At 69.2% G+C, this 18,488-nt stretch carries 17 protein-coding genes; 8 read left to right on the top strand and 9 right to left on the bottom strand.

The window, feature by feature from the left end:
• Positions 1–53: 53 nt before the first annotated feature.
• Complete coding sequence (locus BM214_RS02140; protein WP_090483554.1) at positions 54–596, bottom strand: flavodoxin; 543 nt, start codon at positions 594–596, stop codon at positions 54–56.
• A gap of 810 nt (positions 597–1,406) precedes the next feature.
• Here BM214_RS02140 and BM214_RS02135 point away from each other — a divergent pair.
• Genes BM214_RS02135 through metK form a run of 3 tightly spaced genes read left to right on the top strand, consistent with a single transcriptional unit; the run spans position 1,407 to position 4,264 of the window.
• Positions 1,407–2,222 (top strand): glycine/sarcosine N-methyltransferase, encoded by an 816-nt coding sequence (locus BM214_RS02135; RefSeq protein WP_090483553.1) that lies wholly within the window; start codon positions 1,407–1,409, stop codon positions 2,220–2,222.
• Positions 2,222–3,058 carry a methyltransferase domain-containing protein gene (locus BM214_RS02130; protein WP_090483552.1) on the top strand — a complete coding sequence of 279 codons (837 nt, stop codon included), beginning with the start codon at positions 2,222–2,224 and terminating at the stop codon, positions 3,056–3,058. The genes BM214_RS02135 and BM214_RS02130 overlap by 1 nt, the downstream gene beginning before the upstream one ends.
• Positions 3,059–3,106: 48 nt before the next feature.
• Positions 3,107–4,264: a methionine adenosyltransferase gene (gene metK, locus BM214_RS02125; protein WP_090483551.1), complete on the top strand. Its 1,158-nt coding sequence runs from the start codon at positions 3,107–3,109 to the stop codon at positions 4,262–4,264.
• Between the two features lie 182 nt (positions 4,265–4,446).
• Here metK and BM214_RS02120 read toward each other — a convergent pair whose 3' ends face one another.
• From BM214_RS02120 to BM214_RS02090, 7 genes are all read right to left on the bottom strand, one after another.
• Positions 4,447–4,707 (bottom strand): HypC/HybG/HupF family hydrogenase formation chaperone, encoded by a 261-nt coding sequence (locus tag BM214_RS02120; protein WP_090483550.1) that lies wholly within the window; start codon positions 4,705–4,707, stop codon positions 4,447–4,449.
• Between the two features lie 43 nt (positions 4,708–4,750).
• Entirely contained in the window at positions 4,751–7,066 is a 2,316-nt protein-coding gene (gene hypF / locus BM214_RS02115) for a carbamoyltransferase HypF (RefSeq protein ID WP_090483549.1), read from the bottom strand.
• A 9-nt stretch (positions 7,067–7,075) separates the two neighbouring features.
• Positions 7,076–7,900 carry a hydrogenase nickel incorporation protein HypB gene (gene hypB, locus BM214_RS02110; protein ID WP_090483548.1) on the bottom strand — a complete coding sequence of 275 codons (825 nt, stop codon included), beginning with the start codon at positions 7,898–7,900 and terminating at the stop codon, positions 7,076–7,078.
• Positions 7,901–7,903: 3 nt separating this feature from the next.
• Entirely contained in the window at positions 7,904–8,272 is a 369-nt protein-coding gene (gene hypA / locus BM214_RS02105; protein WP_090483547.1) for a hydrogenase maturation nickel metallochaperone HypA, read from the bottom strand.
• A gap of 22 nt (positions 8,273–8,294) precedes the next feature.
• Positions 8,295–10,643, bottom strand: coding sequence for a Tex family protein (locus tag BM214_RS02100; protein WP_090483546.1), 2,349 nt, complete (start codon positions 10,641–10,643; stop codon positions 8,295–8,297).
• 67 nt (positions 10,644–10,710) lie between these two features.
• Entirely contained in the window at positions 10,711–11,055 is a 345-nt protein-coding gene (locus BM214_RS02095) for a DsrE/DsrF/TusD sulfur relay family protein (protein ID WP_090483545.1), read from the bottom strand.
• A gap of 56 nt (positions 11,056–11,111) precedes the next feature.
• On the bottom strand, positions 11,112–12,056 hold the full coding sequence (locus BM214_RS02090) for a sodium-dependent bicarbonate transport family permease (RefSeq protein ID WP_090483544.1): 945 nt from the start codon (positions 12,054–12,056) through the stop codon (positions 11,112–11,114).
• 161 nt (positions 12,057–12,217) lie between these two features.
• Between BM214_RS02090 and BM214_RS02085 the strand changes: the two genes are divergently transcribed.
• The 4 genes from BM214_RS02085 to BM214_RS02070 all read left to right on the top strand — a co-directional run bounded on the left by BM214_RS02085 (position 12,218) and on the right by BM214_RS02070 (position 15,911).
• The gene (locus BM214_RS02085; RefSeq protein WP_090483543.1) at positions 12,218–13,693 is read left to right on the top strand and encodes a phytoene desaturase family protein; all 1,476 of its coding nucleotides are present in this window, start codon (positions 12,218–12,220) and stop codon (positions 13,691–13,693) included.
• A 4-nt stretch (positions 13,694–13,697) separates the two neighbouring features.
• A complete protein-coding gene (gene pdxH / locus BM214_RS02080; protein ID WP_090483542.1) occupies positions 13,698–14,336 on the top strand; it encodes a pyridoxamine 5'-phosphate oxidase in 639 nt (212 codons plus the stop codon).
• 213 nt (positions 14,337–14,549) lie between these two features.
• Positions 14,550–15,560, top strand: coding sequence for a DUF5610 domain-containing protein (locus tag BM214_RS12920; RefSeq protein ID WP_425319149.1), 1,011 nt, complete (start codon positions 14,550–14,552; stop codon positions 15,558–15,560).
• Positions 15,561–15,698: 138 nt separating this feature from the next.
• Positions 15,699–15,911 carry a hypothetical protein gene (locus tag BM214_RS02070; RefSeq protein WP_090483540.1) on the top strand — a complete coding sequence of 71 codons (213 nt, stop codon included), beginning with the start codon at positions 15,699–15,701 and terminating at the stop codon, positions 15,909–15,911.
• Positions 15,912–15,944: 33 nt separating this feature from the next.
• Here BM214_RS02070 and trpB read toward each other — a convergent pair whose 3' ends face one another.
• Positions 15,945–17,174 (bottom strand): tryptophan synthase subunit beta, encoded by a 1,230-nt coding sequence (gene trpB, locus BM214_RS02065; RefSeq protein WP_218149025.1) that lies wholly within the window; start codon positions 17,172–17,174, stop codon positions 15,945–15,947.
• Between the two features lie 221 nt (positions 17,175–17,395).
• On the opposite strand from trpB, the gene zapE reads away from it, so the two are divergent.
• Positions 17,396–18,487 carry a cell division protein ZapE gene (gene zapE, locus BM214_RS02060; RefSeq protein ID WP_090483539.1) on the top strand — a complete coding sequence of 364 codons (1,092 nt, stop codon included), beginning with the start codon at positions 17,396–17,398 and terminating at the stop codon, positions 18,485–18,487.
• The last annotated feature ends 1 nt before the right edge of the window (position 18,488 follow it).

Below are 18,488 nucleotides of genomic sequence, written 5' to 3'. Positions count from 1 at the left end.
GGCGACGATCACGGCCTTGGGCCCGCCACCTCCCCCGGCGGCGGGCCCATGGTTTACAGGGGCAGCCCCATCTCCGGGGCGATCTGCCGCAACCAGGCCTCGAGACGGGCCTCGGTCTGTTCGCCCTGGTTGTCCTGATCCAGAGCCAGGCCGACGAAATGACCATCCACCAGGGCCTGGGATTGCTGGAAGGTGTACCCCTGGGCAGGCCAGGCCCCCACCACGCGTCCGCCCCGCTCGGTCACCACCTCGTAGAGCTCCATGAGCCCGTCCACAAACTCATCGGGATAACCCACCTGATCCCCCAGGCCGAACAGGGCCACTGTCTTGCCGGAGAAGTCGATCTCCTCCAGTTCAGGCAGGAACTCCTCCCAGCTCTCCTCCTCGCAGTCCGCCGAGAGCCCCGGGAGCTGGCCGGAGCCCATGGTGGGGGTGCCGAGGATGAGTCGATCATAGGCGGCGATCTCTTCCGCCGTGACACGATTCACGTTCTTTGGTTTGTCGATCCAGTCCTCACCGAAGCGTTTCTGGATCATCTTCGCAATCTTGCGTGTATTTCCGGAAGTGGTACCGAAAAAGACGCCGACATGTGCCATTTGCGTGCCTCCATGGGTTTCGGGATCAAGGGCCGCTCCCCGCGCCCATCCAGGGGGACACCGGGAGGATCGGAATATCACCAAGGAGGATTCTGGCAACGATCATGCCGTCTGCAGGAAGACCAAAAATAGATCTTGCATATTATTGTTTTTATTAAACTTTTAAAGGTTTCAACATGGATGCTGACCCCGCCTTGAAGACTCCCGCTTATGCAGCAAATGCCACATCGTGTCGGCTTTGCCACAGGCCCCATGCCGGCCCGCTTTCACCTGCCCGGGATATGAATCTGCCATGACGAACCGCAAGCAAGACTTGCAATCCTCGGAAAAGTCCCCCAAGGTATTAGGGATGCATCAGCGCAAGACCTTACGGGTGCATACGGTGACCGCCACATACACCGGCATCAAACCGCAACCAGGCAGGGCTTTGGCGCGAGCGCTTACGTTGTCTTCGTCTTCTTTCGTAGTGCCGTCAGGGACGGCACGCCTGCCAGCAATACGCCGTCGGTTTCTGCGCACTCGGGCCACCTGACCCGAAGGCCCCAGACGGTCGTGCCCCACGACCCGGCCGCGAGAACCGATTCGCGACGAGATGTCCCCGCGGCGACCCGCCGCAGGCCGTACATCCTCGCCGGGCGAGAAAACGTGTCAGCACAACAAGGATCATCGGGCACGGCGGACACCATCGCCGACGCATGACTGCGCCGGCCTTGGGTTGCGCGACCCCCTCCGGGGTCGGCGTGGCCGACATCGAGGGCGCCTTGCGCCCCTCGCCTTACATCAAGCCACAGCACATGGCGGGAGAGCACTATGTCCAACGCAACAGCCAACACAGAACAGGATTTCGGCGACAAGCCCATCGAGCGCCGGGACACCGACAACTACGTCAACGAGTACGTGGACTCCTTTGTCGACAAGTGGGATGACCTGATCGATTGGGACAGCCGCGCCAAGAGCGAAGGCAGCTTCTTCATCGACGTCCTCAAGGAGCGCGGCGCCAAGCGCGTGCTGGACGCGGCCACGGGCACCGGGTTCCACTCCATCCGTCTGCTGGAGGCCGGGTTCGACGTGGTGAGCGTCGACGGCGCCCCCGAGATGCTGGTCAAGGCCTTCGAGAACGGTCGCAAGCGGGGCCACATCCTGCGCACTACCCAGGCCGACTGGCGCGAACTCAACCGCGACATCTACGGCCGTTACGACGCCGTGGTCTGCCTGGGTAACTCGTTCACCCACCTGTTCAACGAGAATGACCGCCGCAAGGCCCTGGCCGAGTTCTACGCCGCCCTGAACCACGACGGCGTGCTCATCCTGGACCAGCGCAACTACGACGCCATCCTGGACCACGGCTACTCCAGCGCCCACACCTTCTACTACTGCGGCGACAACGTCTCGGTGCATCCCGAGCACGTGGATGACGGCCTGGCCCGCTTCCGCTACGCCTTCCCCGACAACTCCGTGTATCACCTGAACATGTACCCCCTGCGCAAGGCCTACGTGCGCCGTCTGATGCGCGAGGTGGGTTTCCAGAACATCGAGACCTTCGGTGACTTCAAGGAGACCTACCACGAAGCCGAACCGGACTTCTTCATCCACGTGGCCGACAAACGCTATATGGGAGAGAAATGATGAGCAATCAGTATGATGGTGCCGTCGCCACCGCCCGCGACTACTACAACAGCGAAGACGCCGACAACTTCTACTTCCGCGTCTGGGGCGGTGAGGACATCCACATCGGCCTGTACGAATCCGACGACGAGCCGATCCCCGACGCCAGCCGCCGCACCGTGGCCCACATGGGCGACCTGCTGGGCGAGCCCTCCAAGGATGCCAAGGTCCTGGACGTGGGCGCCGGTTACGGCGGCGCCGCCCGCTACCTGGCCTCCACCTTCGGCTGCCACGTGACCGCGCTGAACCTCTCCGAGGTGGAGAACGAGCGCGACCGTGAGATGAACAAGGCCCAGAAGCTGGACCACCTCATCGACGTGTGGGATGGCAGCTTCGAGGACATCCCGGCCAAGGACAACAGCTTCGATATCGTCTGGTCCCAGGACGCCATCCTGCACAGCGGCAACCGCACCAAGGTGGTGGAAGAGGTGGCCCGGGTGCTCAAGCCCGGCGGGGTCTTCATCTTCACCGACCCCATGCAGACCGATGACGCCCCCAAGGACAAGCTGCAGCCCATCTACGACCGCATCCACCTGGAGACCCTGGGCTCCCCCGGGTTCTACCGCGAGGCCGCGAAGAAGGCGGGTCTGGAAGAGATCGGTTTCGAGGACCACACCCGCCAGTTGCCGCGCCACTACGGCCGCGTGCTCAAGGAGCTGGAATCCCGTGAGGACAGCCTCAAGGGCCTGATCTCCGACGACTACATCAGCCGCATGAAGAAAGGTCTGCAACACTGGGTCGACGGCGGCAATGCCGGCTATCTTTGCTGGGGCATCTTCCGCTTCCGCAAGGCGTAAGGCATCCTTCGCCCCGATCCCAACACCATCCCAGGAGAAGCCAACAACATGAGCAAAACCTACCTGTTCACCTCCGAATCCGTGTCCGAGGGCCATCCCGACAAGATGGCGGACCAGATCTCCGACGCCGTGCTGGACGCCTACCTGGCCCAAGACCCCAAGGCCCGCGTCGCCGCCGAAACCGTCACCCAGACCGGCATGGTGCTGCTGGCCGGTGAGGTGAAGTCCACCGCCACCATCAACGTGGAAGATCTGGTGCGTGAAGTGGTGCTGGACATCGGCTACGACAGCTCCGACAAGGGCTTCGACGGCAACACCTGCGCCGTGCTCAACTCCATCGGCGCCCAGTCCATGGACATCAACCAGGGTGTGGACCGCACCCGCCCCGAAGATCAGGGCGCGGGCGACCAGGGCCTGATGTTCGGCTATGCCTGCAACGAGACCGACGTGCTCATGCCGGCCCCCATCCACTTCTCCCACCGCCTGGTGCGCCGTCAGGCCGAAGTGCGCAAGAACGGCACCCTGCCCTGGCTGCGCCCCGACGCCAAGAGCCAGGTGACCTTCCGTTACGAGGGGGGCCAGGCCGTGGCCGCCGACGCCGTGGTGCTGTCCACCCAGCATGACCCCGAGATCGACCAGAAGAAGCTGCAGGAAGCGGTGATGGAAGAGATCATCAAGCCGGTGCTGGGGGACAAGTGGCTGCACAAGGACACCAAGTTCCACATCAACCCCACCGGCCGCTTCGTCACCGGCGGTCCCCTGGGAGACTGCGGGCTCACCGGCCGCAAGATCATCGTGGACACCTACGGCGGCATGGCCCGCCACGGCGGCGGCGCCTTCTCCGGCAAGGACCCGTCCAAGGTGGACCGTTCCGCGGCCTACGCCGCCCGCTACGTAGCCAAGAACATCGTCGCCGCCGGACTGGCCGACCGCTGCGAGGTCCAGGTCTCCTACGCCATCGGCGTGGCCGAGCCCACCTCCATCGCCGTGGAGACCTTCGGCACCGGCAAGATCGATGAACTGCGCCTGACCGATCTGGTGCGTGAGCACTTCGACCTGCGTCCCTTCGGCATCCTCACCATGCTGGAGCTGGAAAAGCCGGTCTACCGCCCCACCGCCTCCTACGGCCACTTCGGCCGCGAGGACCTGGGCGTGTCCTGGGAGCGCACCGACCGCGCCGAGGCCCTGGCCGCCGCGGCACGCTGATCCCGTGCAAACCCGCCGCCCCGGGGATGTCCCCGGGGCGGCCCGGGATCGGCAAGGGCCGGGAGGGACGACCCCTCCCGGCCCTTTTTTGTTGGCCCAAACCCGTGCACAGGGTGCCCGCAGGGGCCCTTCCCTTTCACCTGGGGCCGCGGACACGCCCGTGTTGCCCGGGAACCCCGGCTTTAGCCGTGGGGAGGATCGCAAGTGGGGGGTGAACCCCCATCGCCCATCTCCCCCAGGGCCCGGATCGTCTCCAGGGTACGACTGGCCTCCTCCGGATCCAGGCGGCTGATGGCAAAACCCACGTGCACGAGGACATAATCCCCCACCGCCACCTGCTCCAAAAGGACGGTGCTCACCGTCTTGCACACGCCTCCCAGGTCCACCCGGGCGTGATTCCCCGGCAGTCGTTCCTTCACCTCAGCCGGCACAGCCAGGCACATGGGGCACCTCCGATGGTGATACGCAGCGGCGGTCACCGCCCCGTTACAGTTCCCGCAGATGACAGATCCCCACCCAGGCCTGCCCCAGGCTCAGCCCCCCGTCCCCCGGGGGCAGGGCCACCGGCTCGTAGACCCGCAGGCCGCCCTCCTCCAGACGGCTGCGCAGGTCCGTCATGAGCAGGCGGTTGAGCACACACCCACCGGCCAGGGCGACCCTCCCCAGCCGCCGCTCCCCAGCCGTCTGCAGCACCCAGGCCGCCAGCCCTTGGGCCACCGTGGCGTGGAACACCGCGGCCCCCTCCCCCGCATCCCGCTGCGGGGTGCTGAGCCACTCCAGCAGCGGGGCGAAATCCAGCACCCCGCCCTGCAGATGCCATCCCCCCGACAACGGCGGCATCGGGCCGTGCCCCTGGGCCCGGCCCTCCAGGCGCAGGGCCGCTTCCCCCTCATACCCGGAGACCTCCAGCACCCCCAAAAGGCCCGCGGCGGCATCGAACAGCCGCCCCAGGCTGGTGGTCTCGGGGCAGCCCACGCCCCGGTGCAGCAGCCTGCGGATGTCCGGCGCCAGGCGCTGGCTGCGGAAGCGCCCCGGGATCTCCCCGCCCCGGCCCAGGGCGTGCAGGGCCGAGGCCCCCATGCGCCAGGGCTGGACGGCGGCCCGGTCCCCGCCGGGCAGGGCCAGGGGGCGCAGATGCCCCAGGCGCCAAAAGTCCGTACCCTCCAGCAGCAGGAGTTCACCCCCCCAGGCACCGCCGTCGGTGCCCAGCCCGTAGCCGTCCAGGGCCAGCCCCAGCAGCGGCCCCTCCAGGGCGTGTTCCGCCTGCACCGCCGCCAGATGGGCATGATGATGCTGTACCGCCAGCAGCGGCACCCCCCGTTCGTTGGCCAGGCGCACCGCCAGGCGTGTGCTGAAGAAATCCGGGTGCAGATCGCAGGCGATGAGTTCGGGCGCTCCCTGCAGCAGGTCCAGGGCGTCCCGTACTGCCCGTTCCAGGGCCCGGCAGGCCTGGGGCGTATCCAGGTCCCCCTGGTGGGGGGAAACGAAGGCCCGGTCGCCCCGGGTCAGGCAGAAGGTGTTCTTCAGCGCCCCACCCAGGGCCAGCACGGAGGGCCCCTCCATGGGCAGAGGCAGCGGCTTTGGGGCGTAGCCCCGGGCGCGGCGCACCATCACGCGGCGGGCGCCGCGCAACTGCATGACGCTGTCGTCCACCCGGTGGCGGATGGGCCGGTCGTGGCCGAGGAAGAGGTCCGCCACCGTCCCCAGGCATTCAAGGGCCGCCCCATCCTCCAGCACCGGGGGATCTCCATGGAGGTTGCCGGAGGTGCACACCAGCAGCATCCCCTGCGTTGCCTGCAGCCAGTCGGTGCCCGCGGGCCGGCCCGCCGCCTCGTGGAACAGCAGGTAGTGCAGGGGGCTGGCGGGGAGCATGGCCCCCAGCCAGGGCACCTCCGGCGCCACCCCCGGCAGGGCCGCATCCGCCCCCGGCGCCTTCTCCAGCAGCACGATGGGCCGGGCCGGATCCTCCAGCAGCCGCCGCACCCGTTCCGGGCCCACCTCCGCCACCGCCCCCAGGGACGCGCTGCCCGCCGCCATCAGCGCCATGGGCTGGACGGGACGCCGCTTGCGCCGGCGCAGGCGCGCCACCGCCTCGGCATCACGGGCGTTACACAGCAGCTGGTACCCCCCCACCCCCTTGAGGGCCAGGATCGCCCCCTGCGCGAGCCGCGCCATGGCGGCGGCCACGGGGTCGTCACCGTCGATATCACGGCCCCGGGCGTCCCGCAGCCGCAGCCGCGGGCCGCAGTCGGGACAGGCCAGGGTCTGGGCGTGGCAGCGACGGTTTGCGGGATCGGCATATTCCGCCCCACAGGCCGCGCAGAGGGGGAAGTCCGCCTGGGTGGTGCGGGCGCGGTCATAGGGCAGCCCGGTGATCAGGCTGTAGCGCGGACCGCAGCGGGTGCAGTGGATGAAGGGATGACGATAACGCCGGTTCCCCGGATCGAAGAGTTCCGCCAGGCAGTCCCCGCACACGGCGCGGTCCGCGCCGGGGCCCCGGGTGATGGCCCCGGGGACACTCCCCAGGACAAGAAAATCCCCCGCCCCCGCCTCGGCGGGCACGGTGCGCCGCACCAGGGTCTCCACCCGTGCCCCCGGGGGCGGGTGCTGCAGCAGGCGCTGGATGAAGGTCTCCAGCCCCGTCACGGGGCCCTGCACCTCCAGCTCCACCTGGTCCCCGCGGTTGCGCACCCAGCCCGAGAGGTGCAGGGCCCAGGCCAGGTCCCGCACGAAGGGCCGCAGCCCCACCCCCTGGACCCGCCCCTGGAGGATCAGCCGCAGGCGTTCTGCGCTCACCGTCATGCCACCCCTTCAGGAGGACATGAGACCGGCCCGCTGCAGGCGGGCCTCCAGTTCCGCCACCCGGCGGCGCAGGGTCTCCAGTTCATCCTCTTCAACGCTCCCGGTCTGGTGCCCATGGGCGCGCAGCCAGTCCATCCAGTCCTCCAGCCCCTCCCCGGTGCGCGCCGAGAGCCGGAAGACGACCATGTCCGGATTCAGCCGCCGGGCCTGGGCCTCGCAGGCCGCCAGGTCGAAATCCACATGGGGCAACAGGTCCAGCTTGTTGATCACCAGGGCGTCGGCCGTGCGGAACATGTCCGGATACTTGAAGGGCTTGTCATCCCCCTCGGTGACCGAGAGCACCAGCACGCGCTGATGCGCCCCCAGATCGAAGGCGGCGGGACAGACCAGGTTGCCCACGTTCTCGATGAACAGCAGCCCACCCTTGGGGAGGTTCATGTGCTCGCAGGCATGCCCCACGCCGTGGGCGTCCAGGTGACAGGCCTTGCCGGTGTTGATCTGCACCGCCGCCACGCCGGTGGCGCGGATGCGGTCGGCGTCCCGCTGGGTCTCCTGATCCCCCTCGATCACCGCCATGGGGATCTCTCCAGAGAGGCGTTCCAGGGTGGCCACCAGCAGCGCGGTCTTGCCGGAACCGGGGCTGGACACCAGGTTCAGGGCCCGCACCCGCGAGCTGTCGAAGCGTTCCCGGTTGGCCCGGGCATGGGCGTCGTTGCGCGCCAGCAGATCCGCCTCCACGGGGACGCTGCGCGTCTGCTCCTGCCCGTGGGAATGGAGGGGGCCCCCGTCGATGCGAAGGGGGGAATGGTCGTCACAGCCACAGGTGGTGCACATGCCTCAGCCCTCCCTCGATGTCCCCGGATCCCCCCCGCTCACCTCCAGGTCCCGCACCCGCATCTCCAGACCGCTCAGGATCCGGCCCGGCCCACCGCAGCGGGGACAGGGGGTCACCAGGGAATCCATGGTGTACCCGCAGCCGCAAAGGCGGCAAGCCCCCCGGGCCGGGGGGCGGTGCAACTCCAGGTGCGCCCCCCGGGCCAGGGTGCCGGCGCTGACGGCCCCGAAGGCGAAGGCCAGGGCCTCGGGGTCGACGCAGCTCAGGGGGCCCAGCTCCAGATGCACCCGGTGGACCCGCTCGAACCCCCGCTCCCGGGCCTGTTGCTGCAGGATGCGAAGGATCTCCCGCGCCAGCGATACCTCGTGCATCCGCCGCCCCCGGGGCGCCCCTTCAACCCTTGTCCACCGCCGCCTTCAGGGCCGCGGCCAGGGCACCTTCCGGGCGGGCCTCCTCCCGGGGTTTGCCCCCCCGGACCCCCTTGGCCGCGGCCTTGCCCGGATCCCGGCGGGGATCCCCCCGACCCCGCTTCCCGGCGCCGGGACCGGAAGACGCCCCGCGCGCCCCCGGTTCGTCCCCCAGGCGCATGCTCAAGGCGATGCGGCGGCGCTCCCGATCCACCTCCATGACCTTCACCTTCACCACGTCACCGGCCCGCACCACGTCCCGGGGATCGCGCACGAAGCGCTCGGCCAGGGCGGAGATATGCACCAGGCCGTCCTGATGCACGCCGATGTCCACGAAGGCCCCGAAATTGGCCACGTTGGTCACCGTCCCCTCCAGGATCATGCCGGGGGTCAGGTCCTCCAGGGTCTCCACCCCCTCGCGGAAGGCGGCGGTACGAAACTCCGGCCGGGGATCCCGGCCCGGCTTGGCCAGTTCCGAGAGGATGTCCCGCACCGTGGGCTCGCCGAAGTGGTCGTCGGTGAAGGCGGCCGGGTCCAGGGTGGCCAGGAAGGACTCGTCCCCGATGAGCTCACGCACGCCGCGCCCGGTGCGCTCCATGATGCGCCGCACCACCGGATAGGCCTCCGGGTGCACGGCGGAGGCGTCCAGGGGGTCGTCCCCGGCGGGGATGCGCAAGAATCCGGCGGCCTGCTCGAAGGCCTTGTCCCCCAGGCGGGATACCGCCCGCAGATCGGCCCGGGTGCGGAAACGCCCCTGCTCACTGCGGTGGCGCACGATGTTCTCCGCCAGCCCCGGGCCCAGGCCGGAGACCCGGGCCAGCAGGGGGACCGAGGCGGTGTTCACGTCCACCCCCACGGCGTTGACGCAGTCCTCCACCACCGCATCCAGCTTGCGCGCCAGCCGGCTCTGGTTCACGTCGTGCTGGTACTGGCCCACGCCGATGGCCTTGGGTTCGATCTTCACCAGCTCCGCCAGGGGGTCCTGCAGGCGCCGGGCGATGGAGACCGCCCCGCGCAGGGAGACGTCCAGCTCCGGCAGCTCCCGGGAGGCGGCCTCCGAGGCGGAATACACCGAGGCCCCCGCCTCGGAGACCATGACCCGGGTCAGGCCCAGTTCCGGATGCCGGCGCATCAGCTCCGCCACCAGGGCGTCCGTCTCCCGCGAGGCGGTGCCGTTGCCGATGGCCACCAGCTCCACCCGGTGGCGGGCGGCCAGCTGCGCCAGGGTGTGGATGGCCTCGTCGTAGCGCTTCTTCGGCGCGAAGGGGTGGACGGTGTCCGTGGCCGCCACCGCCCCGGCGGCGTCCACCACCACCACCTTCACCCCGGTGCGCAGACCCGGGTCCAGCCCCAGGGTGGGCCGCCCCCCCGCCGGGGCCGCCAGCAGCAGGTCCTGGAGGTTGGCGCCAAAGACCCGGATGCCCTCCTCCTCCGCCTGGTCCCGCAGCTGGCGCTTCAGGGCCACGTCCAGGTGGACGGAGAGCTTGGCCCGCCAGGCCAGGCGGGCGTAGCGGGCGAGCCAGGCGTCCGCCAGGCGTCCCTGGTCCGACAGGGCGAAGCGCCGGGCGATGGCCGCCTCCCCCGGGGACGGGGCATCGCAGGCCTCCCCCCGGGCCTGGGCCGCGCTCCACACCACCTCCAGGCGCAGCACCTCCTCGGCCTGGCCCCGGAACATGGCCAGGGCCCGGTGGGAGGGGATCCCCTTCAGGGGTTCGGCATGATCGAAATAGTCCCGGAAGCGGGCCCCTTCCCGTTCCTTGCCCTCCACCACCCGGCTCACCAGATGGCCGTGCTCCCAGCCGTAGTCCCGCAGTTCGGCGATCAGGTCCGCGTCCTCACTGATGCGCTCCATGAGGATCTGGCCCGCCCCCTCCAGGGCCGCATCCCGGTCCAGATCGTCCCGGACGTATTCCGCCGCCAGGGCCTGCGGATCCCGGGAGGGATCCTCCAGCAGGGCGTCCAGCAGGGGTTCCAGGCCCCGTTCCCGGGCCATCTGCGCCTTGGTGCGGCGCTTCTTCATGTAGGGCCGGTACAGGTCCTCCAGCCGGGTCTTGGTCTCCGCGCCGCGGATGGCCGCGGCCAGCTCCGGGGTGAGCTTGCCCTGCTCCTCGATGGCCTTGAGCACCACCTGCCGCCGCGCCTCCAGCTCCCGCAGGTAGGTGAGGCGTTCCTCCAGGTGGCGCAGCTGGGTATCGTCCAGGCCGCCGGTGGCCTCCTTACGGTAGCGGGCCACGAAGGGCACGGTGGCGCCGGCGTCCAAGAGCCCCACGGCCGCCTCCACCTGGGCGACCTTCACGCCCAGTTCCCGGGCGATGCTTTGCGAGAGGGTGTGCATGTCTTCAGCGGGATTTGGATGGTGGATGCATGATACCCCATCCAGCACGCCGGCCGGGGGAGCCGGCTCAGAACACCAGGACCCGCTCCGACTGCTCGGTGGCCTCGGCCAGGGCATCCATGGTGCTGCGTTCGGCCCTCTCCACCACCTCCTCCTCGGTGAGGCCACGGGCATCCATACAGGTACCGCAGAGCAGCACCCGCCCCTTGGTGGTGATCCCCTTCACCATGCGCTCGGCGTTGTAAAAACCGTCCGGTGTGCTCTGACCGCGCTTGGCCCCGGCAACCGCATCCCCCATGAGGAAGACGGTCACCTCGTTGCCGCGCTGGAGCAGGGTCTGCGCCAGGCGCAGGCCGTTGTACAGGCGTTCGGTGCCGTAGGGCGGATCATTGATGACGATCAGGGTCTTCATGGCAGGTATCCGGGGTTTGCGTGGAATGACCATTGTCAATCAATGCATACCCCCCCTCAACCCACCCCCAGGGCCTGCATCACCCGGTGATACAGCGGGATCCCCAGGATCACGTTCAGGGGGAAGGTGAGCCCCAGGGAGGCCAGCATGGCCAGACCGATATCGGCATCGGGGATGGCGGCCCGGATGGCCGCCGGGGCGGCGATATAGGAGGCACTGGCGGCCAGGGCCGTGAGGATGAGCAGGGAGCCTGCGGGCAGCCCCAGCAGCAGGCCCGTGAGCAGCCCCAGACCCGCCAGCACGAAGGGGGCCGTCAGGGCGAAGGCCACCAGCCGCCAGTGGCGCCAGGGGAAGGGGCGCAGGGTCTCGGCGGCGGTCAGCCCCATCTCCAGCAGGAACAGGGCCAGCACCCCCTTGAAGGCACCGGTAAAGAGATCGGTCACCGTCGCCCCCTCCATAGGACCGTAGAGCAGACCGATGATGACCCCGCCCACCAGCAGGATCACCCCCCGGTTGGTGAGGGTCTCCCGCCACAGGCCCCGCAGGCTGCCGCCGGCATGATCCCCGCTGTGCAGACGGTGGAGGATGATGGCCGCCAGGATGGCCGGCAGTTCCATCATCACCAGATACAGGGTGACCTCAGGGCCGATGGACAGATCCAACGCCTCGGCAAAGGCCAGGGCCACGGCGAAGGTGCCGGCACTCACCGAGCCGTAGTGGGCCGCCAGGCTGGCACTGTCCGCCGCCGGCAGCCGCACCACCCGCTGCAGCACCGGCATCAGCAGCAGGGGGATCAGCCCCCCCAGGGCCGCCACGGCCAAAAGCTCCAGGACCACCGACAGGCTGACGTTGCCATGCAGGGCCATGCCCCCCTTGAGGCCGATGGTGAGCATGAGCAGGAGGCTCAGGGTGTCGTAGGCGGCACGGGGGATGGTCAGGTCGGACTTGAGCAGCCCGGCCACCAGGCCGAGCAGGAAGAACATCACCACAATATCGGGCATGGGCACCCCAGGGGTCGGATCCAGGCGCTGCGGATTGTGCCCGCATACCGGGGCGGATGCCAGCCCCGGCCCCGCCCCCTGACAGGGCCCGGCCATGCTTGCCAGCAGTGGCGATACCAGAGTAATTTGCTCGCTCACCGACTGCTTTCCTTGCGTCCCCCATGAAGAACAACAAGATCGTCATCATCGGCGCCGGCTTCGCCGGCCTGGCCGCCGCCGCCACCCTGGCCCGGGAGGGCATGGACGTGACCGTGGTGGAACGCCACGACGCCCCCGGGGGGCGGGCGCGCCAGTTCTCCGCCAAGGGCTTCACCTACGACATGGGGCCCAGCTGGTACTGGATGCCCGATGTCATCGACCGCTTCTTCGCGGACTTCGGCCGCAAGGCCTCGGACTACTTCCAGCTGGAGCGCCTGGATCCCGCCTACCGCATCTACTTCGGCCGGGACGACCACGTGGAGATCCCCGCCCGGGTGGAGGACACGGTGCGGCTGTTCGAATCCATGGAACCCGGCGCCGGCTTCCAGCTGGAACGGTTCCTGGCGGAGGCGGAGATCAAGTACAAGGTGGGCATCGGCGAGTTCGCCAACAAGCCCTGCCTGTCCCTGGCGGAATTCGCCCAGCCCCGGCTGCTGCGCTACCTGCTGTCCATGCACCTGCTGCGCTCCTACCGCAGCCATGTGCAACGCTTCTTCAAAAACCCGCGGCTGCACCGCATGCTGGAGTTCCCCATCCTCTTTCTGGGGGGCACCGGCAAGACCACCCCGGCCCTGTACAGCCTCATGAACTACGGCGACCTGAAGCTGGGCACCTGGTACCCCATGGGGGGGATGTACCAACTGGTGAAGGCCATGCACCAGCTGGCCGAGGAGATGGGGGCCCGCTTCCTCTTCGGCACCGAGGCCACCGGCATCCAGCTCCAGGGTGGCCGCGCCGTGGCCGTGGACACCGACCAGGGCCGCCTGGAGGCGGACCAGGTCATCGGCGCCGGGGACTACCACCACGTGGAGCAGGGACTGCTGCCCGAGGCGGCGCGCAACTACAGCCGCCGCTACTGGGAGAAACGCACCATGTCCCCCTCCTCCCTGATCTACTACATGGGGGTGGACCGGCCCGTGGAGGGACTGCGCCACCACACCCTGCTGTTTGATACCGACTTCGAGACCCACGCCGGGGAGATCTATGGCAACCCGCGCTGGCCCAGCGATCCCTGCCTCTACGTCAGCGCCACCTCCAAGACCGACCCCTCCGTGGCCCCCGAGGGTCAGGAGAACCTCATGGTGCTGATCCCGGTGGCCACCGGCCTGGAGGACACCCCGGAGGTGCGGCGTCACTACAAGGAGCGGGTGCTGGACCGCCTGGAGGCGGTGCTGGACCAGCCCATCCGGGATCACCTGGTCTTCTCCCGCTCCTATGCCCACCGCAACTTCGACGAGGAATACCACGCCTTCAAGGGCAACGCCTACGGCCTGGCCAACATCCTCACCCAGACCGCCGTGCTCAAGCCGCGCATGCGCAACCGCAAGGTGGAGAACCTCTTCTACGCCGGCCAGCTCACGGTGCCGGGACCCGGCGTGCCCCCTTCCATCCTCTCCGGGGTCATCGCCGCCGACCAGATCCTGGGCCAGGGGGCCTGAGACCATGGCGGACATCGACCACCGCCACACCCGCCGCAGCTACCGCCGCGCCAGCCTGCGCCGGGCGGACCTGTCGGCCGACCCCCTGGAGCAACTGGGCCGCTGGCTGGAGGAGGCCGCCCACCTGCCGGATGCCACCGCCATGGTGCTGGCCACCGCCGACGCCCAGGGCCAGCCCCATGCCCGGGCCGTGCTGCTCAAGCACGTGGATGCCCGCGGCCTGTGCTGGTACTCCAACGACGAGAGCCCCAAGGGGCGGCAACTGGCGGAGAACCCCGCCGCCACCCTGCTCTTCTTCTGGGCCGCCCTGGAGCGCCAGATCCGGGTGGAGGGCCGGGTGGAACGCCTGCCGGAGGCGGAGGCGGAGGCCTATTTCCATAGCCGTCCCCGGGAGAGCCGGCTGGCGGCCGTCGCCTCGCGGCAGAGCGCCCCCGTCGACAGCCGGGAGGCCCTGGAGCAGCGCCTGGAGGCGGTGCGCCGGCAGTATCCCGAGGGCCCGGTACCCCGCCCCCCCCACTGGATCGGCTACCGCCTGGTGCCCCAGCGCCTGGAGTTCTGGCAGGGGCGGGAGAACCGCCTGCACGACCGTTTCCTCTATACCCGCAACCAGGACGGCTGGGATATCCAGCGGCTCATGCCCTAACCGGAGAGGGGCCTACCGTTCGTCGGGATCCCCTGCAGAACGCCACGTCCTGGCCGATACCCTGCCCATCCCCCGTGAGCAGGAGCCGCCGCCATGGCCCTATCCCTTCTTCCTTCTTCTCTCTTGCACACCCCCACCCCCCTCCCGGACCTGCGCGGCGGGCCGAAAGGCCCCGTCCCCTCCCCTGGAAACGCTGCGAAAAACGGTCTTCCCCTGGTCCAGAACCGGATCCTGAACCAGCTCGCGGCAGAGATCCCGCAGATGGACGCCGCCGGGCTCAAACGCCTGAACCCGGATGACTTCACACCGGAAAAGGTCTCCCAGCGCATCGCCGGCTTTGTCGAAACGGGGCTCGCCAGCGCCCGTTCCCGCGGGGCCTCGGAGGCGGACATCCAATCCCTGCGCGAAGCCGCCCTGCGGGGTGTGGAGAAGGGATTCGCCGACGCCCGGGAGATCCTCGCCGGTCTGGACCTGCTCAACGGCCGCATCGCCGAGGACGTGGACCGGACCGAACGCCTCACCCTCCAGGCCCTGGACGCCCTCCCTGGGATGCCGGAGCCCCCGGCCACTACCACCACATTGCAGATGGCGGAACGCTACCAACAGGCCCGCAGCCTGGACCTGGCCCTCACCACCCGGGACGGGGACCAGGTGCGCATCCGTTTCCGCCAACAGGAGGGGAGCCAGGTCCAGGCCGGGGCCATGGCCCAGGGGGAGGCCTCCGCCGCCTGGTTGGAGGTGAGCCGCCATCAAGAGACCGGCTACCGTTTCTCCGTAGAGGGGGAACTGGACGAGGGGGAACGCCAGGCCATCCAGGCCCTGGTGCAGGACGTGACCGCCCTGGCCGGGGAGTTCTTCAACGGTGACATCCAGGCCGCCTTCGCCCGGGTGGATGATCTGCGTTTCGATGGCGGCGAACTCGCCGAGATGCGCCTGGACATGACCCGCACGGAGCAGTACAGCCTGGCCAGCCGTTATGAGCAGACCCGGCAACTGGAGACCCCCCAGGCCCCGGGACAGCGGCTGGGGCAATACCTGGAGACCCTGGCGGAGCGCTTCGACCGGCCGGAGCTGCAGTTCCTGGAACAGGCCCGGGCATCCGCGGGGCGGCTGCTGCAGGCCCTGAGCGAACAGGACGCCCGCTTCCGTGAGGCATCCATGGAACGGCAGATGGACCTGCAGGGACGCATGGAAAGGCTCCTGCAGGCCCTGAGTGGGGGCTGATCCCGGCCGGCGCCGGCCCGGCCATTCCAGTACCCCGGGCCAGGACGGCCCGGCATGCCTTGACCCCGCAAGGGGTGGGGATTAGCCTGACAACGGCCCGCACCGGGCCCAGCCCACCCCGAACACGGCCCATCCCACATGTCCCAGGAAGAAGCCACAGACACCCCGGAATGGAAGGAATCCCTGGCGGGCAGGGCCTACCGCCTGTGCATCGAGGGACACAAGGCCCATTGCCTGCTGCGCCGCCTGCTCAATCTCCTGCACTTCTGGAAGATCGACTACTGCGCCGGCCGCCACTACGCCGACATCGACCGCCTGCGCACCCTGCGCCAGCGCCAGGGCCGGCTCTAGGTCCGGGGCGGCCTGGCCGCCCCGGTGCAGGTCTCAGAGACTGAGCCGCTGCGCCACGAAGTCGGCATCCTTGTCCCCCCGACCGGAGAGGTTCACCAGGAAACGGGTGCCGGGCTCGGCCTTCTCCGCCGCGCGCATGACCCAGGCCAGGGCATGGGCCGACTCCAGGGCGGGGATGATCCCCTCCAGGCGCGAGAGCTCCAGGAAGGCCTCCAGACAGGCGTTGTCGTCCACCGCGTGGTAGCGGGCGCGGCCGATGTCCTTGAGATAGGCGTGCTGCGGCCCCACGGAGGGGTAGTCCAGGCCCGAGGCGATGGAGTACACCGGCTGGGGCTCACCGGCCTCGTCCTGGAGCATGTAGGAATGGAAGCCGTGCATGGTCCCCGGCTGACCGTAGGTCAGGGTGGCGGCATGATCCCCCAGACCCAGCCCGCGTCCGCAGGGCTCCACCCCCACCAGTTCCACCTCCAGGTCCGTGAGAAAGCCGCTGAACAGGCCCAGGGCATTGGAACCGCCCCCCACGCAGGCCACCACGCAATCCGGCAGACGGCCGTGGGCCTCCAGGAACTGCGCCCGGGCCTCCCGGCCCACCACCGACTGGAAGTCCCGCACCATCATGGGGAAGGGATGGGGACCCACCACGGAGCCGATGGCATAGAAGAAATGATCCGGATCCTTCATGTACTCCTCAAAGGCGCTGTCCACGGCGTCCTTCAGGGTCCGGGTGCCCCGGTCCACGGGGATGAGATCCGCCCCCAGGATCTTCATCTTGGTGACGTTGGGATGCTCCTTCTCGATATCCACCTCGCCCATGTGGATCTCGCAGGGCAGCCCCACCAGGGCACAGGCGGTGGCCATGGCCACGCCGTGCTGCCCCGCCCCGGTCTCGGCGATGACCTTGGTCTTGCCCATGTGCTTGGCCAGCAGGGCCTCCCCCAGGGCGTGGTTGATCTTGTGGGCGCCGGTGTGGTTCAGGTCCTCCCGCTTGAGGTGGATCTCCGCCCGGCCGCCGCAGTGCTCGCTCAGGCGCCGCGCGTGGTAGACGGGACTCGGCCGGCCCACGTAGTGCCGGTGCAGATCCGCCAGCTCCTCCTGATAGGCACGGGTCTCACGGATGGCGAGATAGGCCTGGGCGATGTCGTCCATGATGGCCTTGAGTTGCGGCGGCACCGCCTGCCCGCCATAGGGGCCGAAATGCCCTTGGGCATCGGGCATGGGCTGTTCCAGCAGGGTGCGCAGTTCGGATTCCGGGCGTTGCGTCATGGTGCGTGGCTCGTTGGACTGAAAAAGAGGCGATGCAGTCAATGCTACCCCCGCGGACCCGGCCCTGAACAGTGCCCCGGATCAACACAAGCACAGCGAAATGGATGCTGCTGCGGGGCACAACCGTCGACACTCGCCCCGGCCCCGGGGTCGGAAATGATGCAGGGATCGGGTTATGCTTTGGACTTTGCCCCACACCAACCGGTTGAAACCCCAGGCACATGTCATCATCCAGACCGCAACCCCACCCCCCCGCGGCGCACCCGCAGCGGATCCTGGATCCGGCCCAGGAACGGGCCTGGGGGCAGTTGCAGCGCATCCGGGAGGCCCTGGAAGGCAGGCCCCGGACACCGCGGCGCGGCATCGGCCGCTGGCTCGCCCGGGAGACCCCCGCCGTGCCGGTGCGCGGGCTCTACCTCTGGGGCGGCGTGGGCCGGGGCAAGACCCTGCTGATGGACCGCTTCTTTGACGCATTGCCCTTCGAGGCAAAGCTGCGGCTGCACTTCTACCGCTTCATGCAGCGGGTCCACGAGGAACTGGCCGGCCTCAAGGACCAGCCGGACCCGTTGGCGCTGGTCACCCGCCGTCTGGCCCGGGCGCGGGTGCTGTGCCTGGACGAGTTCTTCGTCTCGGACATCACCGACGCCATGATCCTGGACCGGCTCCTGCGCGGGCTGCTGGCGCAGGGGGTCACCCTGGTGACCACCTCCAACCTGCCGCCGGAGGCCCTGTATCAGGACGGGCTGCAGCGGGAACGTTTCTTGCCCGCCATCCGCCTCATCCAGGAGCAGCTCACGGTCTTCCACCTGGCGGACGGCTGCGATTACCGGCTGCGGGCCCTGCCCGAGGACGGGGTCTATCAGGTGCCGGCGGATGCGGCCGCCGAGGCCCGGCTGGCGGACACCTTCCGCGCCCTGGCCGGGGAGGAGGCGGCGGGGACCGGCAGCCTGGAGGTGGAGGGACGCCCCATCCCGGTGCGGGGCCTGGCCCGGGAGGCGGCGTGGTTCGATTTCCGCACCCTGTGCGGGGACGGCCGGGGCACGGCGGACTACGTGGCCCTGGCCCGCCGCTTCCACACCCTGCTGCTCTCGGGGGTGCCGGTGATGGATGCGGACCGGGAGGACACCGCCCGGCGCTTCCTGGCCCTGGTGGACACCCTCTACGACCGGGGGGTGAACCTGCTGCTCACGGCCGAGGCGCCGCCGCACGGGCTCTACCGGGGACAACGGCTGCGCTTTGAATACGGCCGCTGCGTCAGCCGCCTGCAGGAGATGCGCACCCGGGACTACCTGCACGCGCCGCACCGACCCTGAA

It is taken from the genome of Ectothiorhodospira mobilis (genome assembly GCF_900114895.1).
GTDB lineage: Bacteria > Pseudomonadota > Gammaproteobacteria > Ectothiorhodospirales > Ectothiorhodospiraceae > Ectothiorhodospira > Ectothiorhodospira mobilis_A.
This window is presented reverse-complemented; position numbering and strand designations above follow the sequence as displayed.

Coding starts and splice junctions, on each gene's coding strand:
- BM214_RS02140 (WP_090483554.1), bottom strand. CDS start 596: ATGGCACATGTCGGCGTCTTTTTCGGTACCACTTCCGGAAATACACGC.
- BM214_RS02135 (WP_090483553.1), top strand. CDS start 1,407: ATGTCCAACGCAACAGCCAACACAGAACAGGATTTCGGCGACAAGCCC.
- BM214_RS02130 (WP_090483552.1), top strand. CDS start 2,222: ATGAGCAATCAGTATGATGGTGCCGTCGCCACCGCCCGCGACTACTAC.
- metK (WP_090483551.1), top strand. CDS start 3,107: ATGAGCAAAACCTACCTGTTCACCTCCGAATCCGTGTCCGAGGGCCAT.
- BM214_RS02120 (WP_090483550.1), bottom strand. CDS start 4,707: ATGTGCCTGGCTGTGCCGGCTGAGGTGAAGGAACGACTGCCGGGGAAT.
- hypF (WP_090483549.1), bottom strand. CDS start 7,066: ATGACGGTGAGCGCAGAACGCCTGCGGCTGATCCTCCAGGGGCGGGTC.
- hypB (WP_090483548.1), bottom strand. CDS start 7,900: ATGTGCACCACCTGTGGCTGTGACGACCATTCCCCCCTTCGCATCGAC.
- hypA (WP_090483547.1), bottom strand. CDS start 8,272: ATGCACGAGGTATCGCTGGCGCGGGAGATCCTTCGCATCCTGCAGCAA.
- BM214_RS02100 (WP_090483546.1), bottom strand. CDS start 10,643: ATGCACACCCTCTCGCAAAGCATCGCCCGGGAACTGGGCGTGAAGGTC.
- BM214_RS02095 (WP_090483545.1), bottom strand. CDS start 11,055: ATGAAGACCCTGATCGTCATCAATGATCCGCCCTACGGCACCGAACGC.
- BM214_RS02090 (WP_090483544.1), bottom strand. CDS start 12,056: ATGCCCGATATTGTGGTGATGTTCTTCCTGCTCGGCCTGGTGGCCGGG.
- BM214_RS02085 (WP_090483543.1), top strand. CDS start 12,218: ATGAAGAACAACAAGATCGTCATCATCGGCGCCGGCTTCGCCGGCCTG.
- pdxH (WP_090483542.1), top strand. CDS start 13,698: ATGGCGGACATCGACCACCGCCACACCCGCCGCAGCTACCGCCGCGCC.
- BM214_RS02070 (WP_090483540.1), top strand. CDS start 15,699: ATGTCCCAGGAAGAAGCCACAGACACCCCGGAATGGAAGGAATCCCTG.
- trpB (WP_218149025.1), bottom strand. CDS start 17,174: ATGACGCAACGCCCGGAATCCGAACTGCGCACCCTGCTGGAACAGCCC.
- zapE (WP_090483539.1), top strand. CDS start 17,396: ATGTCATCATCCAGACCGCAACCCCACCCCCCCGCGGCGCACCCGCAG.